This is a genomic window from Acinetobacter radioresistens DSM 6976 = NBRC 102413 = CIP 103788, assembly GCF_006757745.1.
Taxonomy (GTDB): domain Bacteria; phylum Pseudomonadota; class Gammaproteobacteria; order Pseudomonadales; family Moraxellaceae; genus Acinetobacter; species Acinetobacter radioresistens.
Window position 1 is genome coordinate 1 of record NZ_AP019745.1, and the last position, 9388, is coordinate 9388.

12 protein-coding genes are annotated in these 9388 nt (G+C 36.3%); 8 read left to right on the forward strand and 4 right to left on the reverse strand.

The window, feature by feature from the left end; translation table 11 throughout:
- The 4 genes from repM (at position 1) to ACRAD_RS16270 (ending at position 3478) form a co-directional block, all read left to right on the forward strand.
- A complete protein-coding gene (gene repM, locus ACRAD_RS16255; protein ID WP_005021644.1) occupies positions 1–924 on the forward strand; it encodes a replication initiation protein RepM in 924 nt (307 codons plus the stop codon).
- Positions 925–984: 60 nt separating this feature from the next.
- A complete protein-coding gene (locus tag ACRAD_RS16260) occupies positions 985–1542 on the forward strand; it encodes a plasmid replication DNA-binding protein (RefSeq protein WP_262447208.1) in 558 nt (185 codons plus the stop codon).
- Positions 1543–1904: 362 nt separating this feature from the next.
- On the forward strand, positions 1905–2663 hold the full coding sequence (locus tag ACRAD_RS16265; RefSeq protein WP_005021648.1) for an HD domain-containing protein: 759 nt from the start codon (positions 1905–1907) through the stop codon (positions 2661–2663).
- 5 nt (positions 2664–2668) lie between these two features.
- Positions 2669–3478: an alpha/beta fold hydrolase gene (locus tag ACRAD_RS16270; RefSeq protein ID WP_005021652.1), complete on the forward strand. Its 810-nt coding sequence runs from the start codon at positions 2669–2671 to the stop codon at positions 3476–3478.
- Between the two features lie 44 nt (positions 3479–3522).
- On the opposite strand, the gene ACRAD_RS16275 is transcribed toward ACRAD_RS16270, so the two are convergent.
- Together ACRAD_RS16275 and ACRAD_RS16280 are read right to left on the reverse strand one after the other, a co-directional pair.
- Positions 3523–3912 carry a hypothetical protein gene (locus tag ACRAD_RS16275; RefSeq protein ID WP_005021653.1) on the reverse strand — a complete coding sequence of 130 codons (390 nt, stop codon included), beginning with the start codon at positions 3910–3912 and terminating at the stop codon, positions 3523–3525.
- A gap of 65 nt (positions 3913–3977) precedes the next feature.
- Positions 3978–4439, reverse strand: a complete 462-nt coding sequence (locus tag ACRAD_RS16280; RefSeq protein ID WP_005021656.1) for a hotdog fold domain-containing protein — start codon at positions 4437–4439, stop codon at positions 3978–3980.
- 88 nt (positions 4440–4527) lie between these two features.
- Between ACRAD_RS16280 and ACRAD_RS16285 the strand changes: the two genes are divergently transcribed.
- The 3 genes from ACRAD_RS16285 to ACRAD_RS16290 all read left to right on the forward strand — a co-directional run bounded on the left by ACRAD_RS16285 (position 4528) and on the right by ACRAD_RS16290 (position 6529).
- Entirely contained in the window at positions 4528–5211 is a 684-nt protein-coding gene (locus tag ACRAD_RS16285; protein ID WP_016801469.1) for a TetR/AcrR family transcriptional regulator, read from the forward strand.
- A 654-nt stretch (positions 5212–5865) separates the two neighbouring features.
- Positions 5866–6039: a hypothetical protein gene (locus ACRAD_RS16550; RefSeq protein ID WP_005021660.1), complete on the forward strand. Its 174-nt coding sequence runs from the start codon at positions 5866–5868 to the stop codon at positions 6037–6039.
- A complete protein-coding gene (locus ACRAD_RS16290; RefSeq protein ID WP_005021663.1) occupies positions 6023–6529 on the forward strand; it encodes a hypothetical protein in 507 nt (168 codons plus the stop codon). Before ACRAD_RS16550 ends, ACRAD_RS16290 begins: the two co-directional genes overlap by 17 nt.
- 105 nt (positions 6530–6634) lie before the next feature.
- On the opposite strand, the gene ACRAD_RS16295 is transcribed toward ACRAD_RS16290, so the two are convergent.
- Positions 6635–6943 carry a hypothetical protein gene (locus tag ACRAD_RS16295; RefSeq protein WP_001061745.1) on the reverse strand — a complete coding sequence of 103 codons (309 nt, stop codon included), beginning with the start codon at positions 6941–6943 and terminating at the stop codon, positions 6635–6637.
- Between the two features lie 14 nt (positions 6944–6957).
- Entirely contained in the window at positions 6958–7224 is a 267-nt protein-coding gene (locus ACRAD_RS16300) for a mobilization protein (protein ID WP_121980254.1), read from the reverse strand.
- Positions 7225–7433: 209 nt separating this feature from the next.
- Between ACRAD_RS16300 and mobQ the strand changes: the two genes are divergently transcribed.
- On the forward strand, positions 7434–8870 hold the full coding sequence (mobQ, locus tag ACRAD_RS16305; RefSeq protein ID WP_005021664.1) for a MobQ family relaxase: 1437 nt from the start codon (positions 7434–7436) through the stop codon (positions 8868–8870).
- The last annotated feature ends 518 nt before the right edge of the window (positions 8871–9388 follow it).

Below are 9388 nucleotides of genomic sequence, written 5' to 3' on the forward strand. Positions count from 1 at the left end.
ATGCGGGACTTAGTAGTTAAAGATAATGCCTTAATTAATGCGAGTTATAACTTAGACTTAGTAGAACAACGTTTGATCTTATTAGCTATCGTCGAAGCAAGAGATAGTGGTCGAGGAATCAATGCAAATGACCCCTTAGAAGTGCATGCTGAGAGTTATGTAAATCAATTTAATGTTGCAAGACAAACAGCTTACCAAGCGTTAAAAGATGCTTGTAAGGATCTATTTGTACGTCAATTTAGCTATCAAGAAATTAATAAAAGAGGAAATGTAGAGAATGTTTTAAGTCGCTGGGTGAGCGAGATTAGATATATCGATGATGAGGCTACAGTAAAGTTAATATTTGCCCCTGCAATCGTGCCACTTATTACACGTTTAGAAGAACAATTCACTAAATATGAGTTACAACAGATTAGTAATCTCAGCAGTGCTTATGCAGTGCGGTTGTATGAATTATTAATTGCTTGGCGTAGTACGGGTCAAACTCCAATTATCGAACTAGCAGAGTTCAGACAAAAAATAGGCGTTCTTGATGATGAATATACAAGAATGGGAAATTTCAAAGATCGAGTATTAAATCTAGCTATTGCCCAAATTAATGAACACACGGATATTAACGTCCAATGTCAGCAACATAAAAAGGGACGTAATATTTCTGGTTTTTCATTCAACTTTAAACTGAAAAAAGTCGTTATAGCTCATAACAAAGAGCAAACTGCTCTTGAGATTTTCTCAAAATTTACCGATGCACAGCGTCATCTTTTTGCCAGTAAACTGTCTGAGCTTCCAGAGATGAATAAATATTCTCAAGGTACTGAAAGCTACTCACAATTTGCAGTTCGAATTTCTGAAATGCTACGAGATCCACAAAAATTTGAAGAACTACTCCCATATCTAAAAAAAGTAGGCTTTAATACAAAATAAACTTCATGTTCAGATTGGATGTTCACATAAACATCCTTGTACACGTACTGAGGGATTCCATTGAACACAACAAAATTTAGCGTTATGGACGCAAGTAAAGCCTTTAAAAAATCACGTACAACAATATACGAGGCTTTAAAAAGTGGTGAATTATCAAGAGATCATGATGGACTTATAGACTTGTCTGAACTTATCAGAGTTTATGGCAATCCAGTCGGTGTTCAGTCCAGTGTACGTACTGAACAAGTTCAAAAGGATGTACAAGTACACGTTCAATCTGAAGTTGAAAATGTATTAAAAGATCAAATTTCTTTACTCAAAAATCAGTTAGAGTTAGCAAATCAAAGAGAAAAGTCTTTGATGCAACATATTGAAGATCTTACTCATAGAATTGAGTTTAAGGGCACCTTAGAACAGCCAAAACAAGAAAATATTAATCAACTAAATGAATCTACTAATTCGAATATAGCAACAGATCCTCGGCCACAGACTGAGTCAAACTATGACGGATTGACTACTCCTCAGAAAGACAATAAACGTATCCCTGTTCCAGAACACGTTGAGCCTGAACCTAAAAAAAGGGGTTTCCTGAGCCGTTTTTTCCTTCCTTATGGTTAGCCAGGACTCCAGTTTTTTGATGAGCCAATTTCAGTGCAAGCACATGAAATAATGACTCATCAAAAAACTGGATGAGGTTTATTAAAACTGAATAAACTTGTGGAACATTGCTTAGTTATTGAGCGTGGAACACGAAAAATCACTGAAAAAGCCTAAGAGTGGTCTCTTAGGCTTTTTTGTACAGAATAATACATTGATTATATTAAGGTTTTATTAATGATTTCGTATAACGTGTATTATGTTAATTTTAGGAAATCTTAAATTACTATTCTGCATTTAATATGTTCTAAGCGTAAAACATATTGTAAAAAGTATTATGATCTTATATTTTAGAGTAATTACTCTAAATAGAGCTAAAAACAATGCATCATACGAAAATAGGGACCTATTCATGGGTTGTGAAAGCAAATGGGAAATTATCGTTTAAGGAGAAAATTAAATTATTTAATACCCTATTGATACCCAGCCTAATGACACCAATCAAAGAAAATTTATATAAAAAACAGTTAAATAAAAATATAAATCTCGACCAAATTATCGTTCCAGATACCAAAATGATTGAACTGGCTATAGAAGAACTCGAATCAAAAGCGAGTTCTCCGATCATTAATCATTCTTGGAGAACCTATTTTTGGGGAGCTGCTTTAGGCCAAATTCAGAATAAAACTTTTGATCCAGAATCACTGCTTACAGCGGCTTTGTTCCATGACATTGGTTTAACAGAACCTCATTTAGAAACTAAAGGCTGTAAATGTTTTACACATGAAAGTGCGGATCAATTTGCGTATAAAGCAGCACAGATCAATTTTGATGAAGATAAGACACTGCTCATCAAAGATGCCATTTGCATTCATATGAATGGTTATATTGATCCATCACACCCCAATGAAGTCCTACTTTTGCAGCAAGGTGCATCGTGTGATGTGATTGGTGAACAACTTCACAAATTACCCTCTCCTTTTAAGAAAAAAATTATAGAAAATTATCCAAGAGAAAACTTTAATAAAACTTTTATTGAGCTCATAAAAGCTGAAAGTAAGAACAATCCAAATTCACGTACAGCCTTTCTAAAAAATCTAGGGTTACCCTTAATGATTCACTTGAATCCATATAGGAATTAAAACGGATGCACAGTTTCTCTTTTAAAGATGCCTATACGGTTAAAGTGAATAAGATAAGCCCAAGTAGTAAGGATAAACATTTAACTTTTATTTTATTACCTGCGATTGGTGTCCCCATTAAAAAGTATGAAAAATTGATCATGGGGCTTAAAAATAATGGTTATTCAGTGATTTATGCTGATTATCCATGTTGTGGAGAGAATATTCCTCAAATCTCTAAAGAGCACGATTATGACTATGCGGATTTACTTCAGTACTTTATACCCAATTTGATTGAAAGTTGTGATACACAGGACTTTGTCCTTTTAGGACATAGTTTAGGGGGGCATCTTGCTAGCTTATATGCCTTAAAAAATAATACGCCAATCGTCGTGATTGCTTCAGGAAACATTCATTATAAGAATTGGAATCTGACAGGCAGGGCTAAAATACTAAGTGCAGTGTTATTGTTTAAAGCGCTGACTAAAGCCTATGGTTTTTTCCCAGGTTACAAGATTGGTTTTGGGTATAGGGAAGCCAAAAGCCTGATGAATAATTGGTGTCACACTGTGTTAACAGGGAATTACAGTTTTTCAGGTATAGAACTTAGGAAAAATGCAATTAAAGGTTTGTTTATTAATATAAAAGATGATCAATTTTCCCCTCTAAAGTCTACTAAAAAATTAGCAGACATGTTTCATCATCATGTTTTAGAACAAATTGAATTACCCCCACATTTGAAAGGCAATAGACATAGTATTTGGCTAAAAAATCCCGATCAGATCATTAAACTTATTGATCGGAGTGTAAAAGAAGCAAAAATCCTCGACTATTAAAACAATCCACCTTATATAAATGATCAGCTTAATAGTCAGATGTATTATCCTTGTGGAATATTTACAACAGTGCCACTATTTTTCTCTAACTTATTAACATATAAGAAAAAATATGGAAAACCAATTAATATGTTCGGTAGGATCGTATAGAAAACGTGTTTCGTTCCAATGTAATTATGAATAAAAGCATAAAGGATCATTAGTAAAGCATAGGGAACACATGCGGAAACCATAAATTTATAGGGTGCAGGAATGACCTTGTAAGAAAATTCAACTAAACCCGCAACCATATAACCACCAATAAAACTATTGATTGCTTGCGTCCATGCAGACAGTAAAACATTATCCGCACCAAAGTTAATATAATACGTCCAAAGACCATAAATAAGGCCAGATAACAGCCCTGTAATCAGCATTCTTTTTTGAGAGGTCATGTTGTTCAAACTCCATAATTATTATTTTGATGAATCATGAATGAATCATGAATGAATCAGCGCAATCACGCCTTTTTTGGCGAAATCCACATTGTAATGACCGCTTTAAAGACAACTTCATCAAGCTGATCTTTAACCTCAACATTGACCAGATATTCACTCGGTTGCGTTAAATCTAGTGATGTTGCAGGTGTTGCTGTTGCCACCAACCCCGTTGTAGCTTTCTTTAAATATTCAACGGTCATGCCTTTAGGAATCCAGCGATGGGTTGCAGGGACAGTGACTTCAGTCATGGTACCGCCTGATAGCTCTGCCATATTGCACATGGCAATGGCATGTACGGTGCCTAAATGGTTTGTGACTTTTCGAGATTTTGAAATACTGACCTTACAAAACTCAGGACGCAATTCCTCAAATTTTGGACTGATACTGGCAAAGTAAGGTGCCTTAAAACATAACGCTTTGGAAAATGCCCACTTGCCACAAGGTTTAGATGACAGTTTTTTCCATATGTTCAGTGTACTCATGACTCATCCTTCTATTTAATCTCATTGTTTTTTTAAATTAGAACTATATTCTGTTTTTGAGTTTTATTCTGTTTTGGGTAGTTGTCAAGTGACTGATAATTCATTTAAGATTCTGTTTTCTATAAATTCTGTGTTTGAAATGAATAGCATTGCGATTTTTGAAAAGCACTACGCTGGAAGACGGAAACAATTAAAAAAAGAAATCTTAATGACGGCATTACAGCTTTTTAATCAAAATGGGATTGAAGCCACGACCATTGAGCAAATCCGGGAAAATTCTGATACCAGTGTGGGGGCGATTTATTATCATTTCGGTACAAAAGAAGGCATCATCGCAAATTTATATTTTTTAGCATTGGATGATCAGTCACTTGAGAGGGAAAAATATTTTAAAAATATCAATAACATAAAAGATTTTATTTTTGCACTTGTATATAGCTATCTTGATTGGATAGAGCAAAATGTGGAACTTGCCAGATTTCAAATGACAGTAAGACATTACGTTTCGAATAGTATCTATGAACATGAATTGAATGAGAAAAATAAATTAAGGAATAAAGCTATTTTTCAGCATTTGCAGTCTTTATACCCGTTAGAAGAACTCAAGAAATTACAGCTCAACTTGATTATTTCATTAATTATGGGGCCAGCTGAACATTATGCAAAACCTTGGTTACTCGAAAAAATTTCTGATCAGCCTTCCAAATACAGAGATGAATTTGCGTTATCCGCTTGGTTGGCTGTTGAACGTTTTTTTATAATAAATCAATAGTTTCTTACCCCATTTAACATAATGGGCGTTATACGAAACGCCTTTTTAAATAGTATTATTTATCAAATAGTTAACTCAATAAATCCAAAACCCAAAAGATCAAAAAACAGACGTTTTAACAACTCGTGTGTTTTTTAAGCAACTTTGTAATCTTTCGCCAATAAAATCGTCTAAAAAATGCTCAATTTTGGCATTTTCCCAATGTTCTCAGCTCTTCCAGGGCGAAAACTATCCCCAATTACTGTGGATGAAATTTAGGCTATTTTGTACGCTTTGGCTCACATAAAACTCGGCCCTTTGCGGCTATCCAGGATAGGTGAATTTTCCTATGATGAAGTCATAGAGAACAGGATGTTCCAAACAACAAGAATAAGAAAGATCGCACCAGGAACGTGAGGTAAGACAGGAGTCATACCTAGCAACCCAATATGAGAAACCCCGGCAGGATGCTGGGGTTTTTTATTATCAAAATGTACTTCGCATAATCCGTTTTATGTTAATTTTAGCCAAATTAAAATATAAAAATATAATTTTATAGATATAGAAGAACCTTAAATGGCAAATTGTATTTTTCTGTTGAGAGTACCTTAGTAGCTATTATTAGTATTTAATAATATAATTCTATTATACATGCACTCCTTTAGGGGTAATAAAATGCTAAATACTAACGAAAAAGTAAATCCTGCTATCCTTGCTCTGGTAGAGCTCGGTAACGGTGTTGGTGGTACTAAGGTTAGTGCCTCAACTCGTGAAGAGATAGGAAAAAATCTTCGTAAAGCTTTCTTAAAGTCCAAGGAACGTTCAAAAAAGAATGTCGCAACTGCCTAATAAACCAGTTCAACGTCGGGAAATTTCAGAGGTCTTTTTACATGACCTCTTTTTTGAAATCAGTGAATCAATTGGATATACATACGATATCGTAGAAGAATATCTTAAAGATCTTGAAGCTCTTATTGAATTATGGACAAATCAAGGCTTTATTGAAATTTATACAGAGGATGCAGACCGAAAATATGGTCGTGCGAAAGATACAAATTCGACTCCTAACTCATCCCCGTGGTATACAGGTCTTTATCATGCACGTCTATTGAAGACCGGAGAAAGTGACCCTTTAATTATTATTGTATTTGAAGAAGTTACGACTGATGGCAAGATCAATACAGTCGCTAGTTTACGCTTCATGCTCGATCATGACGATATATTTGGCCCTAAAGATAATCGTCGTATAAAGTTTAATCCAGAAGCTATGAGAGCTATTAGAAAAAAAATTGATGGATTCATTCAGCAGGGTACAAAGTATGTGCCTACTACTGATTAAGCTTCTAAAAACTGATTTAATATAAAAACTCTTATACGCAATCAAAAAAGTGAGGTAAAAACCTCACTTTGTATAAAGCCAAATGAATGGATATTTCCTAGAATTTTAATTAATAAAAGTTATCACGGTAGAAGTTATAAGTAGTATTGTGGCGATCAATGTTAAGTAGATGCATGATTTACTCATTGATTGATCATCTACTTTGAAAAAGTTCTTTATTGGATCCTTCCAACCAGTCATTTGACTCCAAGGATACCAAAAACATAAAAAACCCAAAGTACTTAAAATTCCGGCTAAATCAAAACTCTTGGATAAGCCAAATAGACTTATAGCAACAGATGCTGCACCTAAGACAAAACCAAACCAAGATTTAATCAAGGGAGCCTTGGGAGAAGTTATTGATAAATTATTCATATTAGAGTTCTACATTAAAGATTAAATAACTTTCTGTCTCTTTCATCCGTCAAATACCGGTCCATCTGAGCGATCAATTTAGCCCGTGCCTGTTCATCTTCTTCAGTGATTTTTAGCATACAGGATCCGATTAGAATTTTGCGTCTAGTATCATCTTTACGAGTCTGTTGTTTCTCTTTAGCACGTTCTCTTGCTAGTGCTGCCTGTCTTTGAGCCTTTAACTGTTTTAGCTTTTCTTCCTGTGCCTTAATCTTGCTGTCTAGTGTTTCAGTAATACTCATTAATCCAATACCATCATCCTGGGAAACCATCCCTAACATAAGCGCACTTGAATATGCATTCAAGGTGCTATATGTATAGTAATGTTTTCCTCGAAGAGCGCACTTATGCAAACTTCGTTTGCAAGTCCGATTGGGGAAACCCCAATACCCCGACAACCGTATCCACGGTTGTATTTCACTACGTGAAAATTTAAAAGCGAAAAAAAGGCATGGCGATTTACCACTTTTCAGTCAAAACCGTAGCACGATCAGCAGGGCGTTCCGCGACTGCTGCAATCGCCTATCGGGCCGGTGAAAAGATTTATTGCGAACGTGAAGGCCGAGAACATGACTACAGCCGAAAAACTGGTGTGGAATACAAAGAAATTTATTTACCCGAAGGCGCACCAGAACATTTAAAAAACCGGGAAAGACTCTGGAACGAAGTTGAACAACGGGAAACCCGAAAAAACTCGACAGTTGCCCGAGAATTTGAAATCGCTTTTCCAAGTGAATTAAATCAGGAACAACGCCTGGCCATGCTCGAAGAGCTATGCGCCAGTATCGTGGACAGACATCAGGTGGCCGTCGATGCCTGTATTCATGCACCGCATACTGGATCTGGTAGTGATGAACGCAATTATCACGCGCATATCCTGATGAGCACACGCAAACTTACTCCGGAAGGCTTCACCGAGAAAACCCGGGAACTGGATCAGAAACACAGTGGAGAAATCGAACACTGGCGCGAACACTTTGCCGATATCTGCAATATGCACCTGGATCTGGCTGGATACACTGCCCGAGTCGACCACCGCAGCTACAAAGACCAGGAGAATGGTTTAGAAGCCACGCTGCACGAAGGGCCGAAAGTCACCGAACTGCGCCGAAAAGGGATTGAGACCGAAATCAGCCGAAGCAATGACGAAATCAAACAGAGAAATCAGGCTCAGTTGCAATACGGCAAAAATATGGATCTGCTGATTGCTGAAAATGAGATCAAACTCAATACACTAAAAACTGAACAGCAGATCCAAATCAAAAATAGTGCTAAAACGCCACCAATTGACGAAAAAGCCCTGTTTGAAGAAAAACAGAGGGAAACCCTTGGCAAAGTGCTAAATCGCGAAATCAGCGCAAAAGACGCAAATCTAGACCTAGAATTTATGCAGGATGTTTTTAAAAAGGCCGAAAACACCTTCGGCAAGATGCAAAAACATGAAAACGAGTTCAATCAGCAGCTTGCCCAGGACATCGTGAAGAGCCGACTCAAGCAAAGTCATGACAAATTGCAAAGCCTGGTCGATCAACACAACGAATTAACCCAGAACAAACCCTTACTGTTTGGAAAAAAAGCCTGGGAAGCCCAACGTGATGCGATTTACCAAGAACACAAAAAGCTGAAAGGTCAGCATGAACACCAGAAAAAACATGGTGTAAAGGATTTATTGGAAAATGAAAAGTTCAAAGAACATGCCTGGAAGCAGTACCAACAACAACATCCGGCCAAAGCCAAGCAATACCAGACTCTATACTCAACCTATCAAGTCATTAAAAAATGTGTGAATGAGATCAAAGCAGAACAACAGCTGAAACTCAGACAAGAACAACAACTCAAAGCACAGCAACATGCGCCTAGAATGAAATCTCGTGGCATGAGTCGCTAAACAGAGCGAGTGTCTACGAGCGAACTGAGAAAATTTGCCCATCCCTTTCCCTGATTACAAGCTCCCTATCCATAAACCGAGCGTAGCGAGAAAAAAAGCTCATGAGCGAAGCGAATTCCGAGCTGCTTTTGCTTTTTCTAAAAGTCACGAAAATATTAACCAAAAATTGCCCCAACGAATCGAGCGAAAGCGAGATTCAATAGAGTTTGAGCGTAGCGAAAACCAAGGGCAATTTTTTACTCCCTGGGCTTTTAATTATTTTTAAAGCTTTTAAATGCTTTTAGACATGCTCAAGACTTTGTAAATAAAGGCTTCTAGATCTTATATGACTACGTTTACCTACCAATATGACTACGTTTACCTACCAATATGACTACGTTTACCTACCAATATGACTACGTTTACCTACCAATAATCTACATTATTTTTTTTGTAGATTTAACTACGTTTACCTTGCATTAATCTGCATATTTATTATTATAGATTTATATTCATAAGTAATAATGTAGACAAATAAA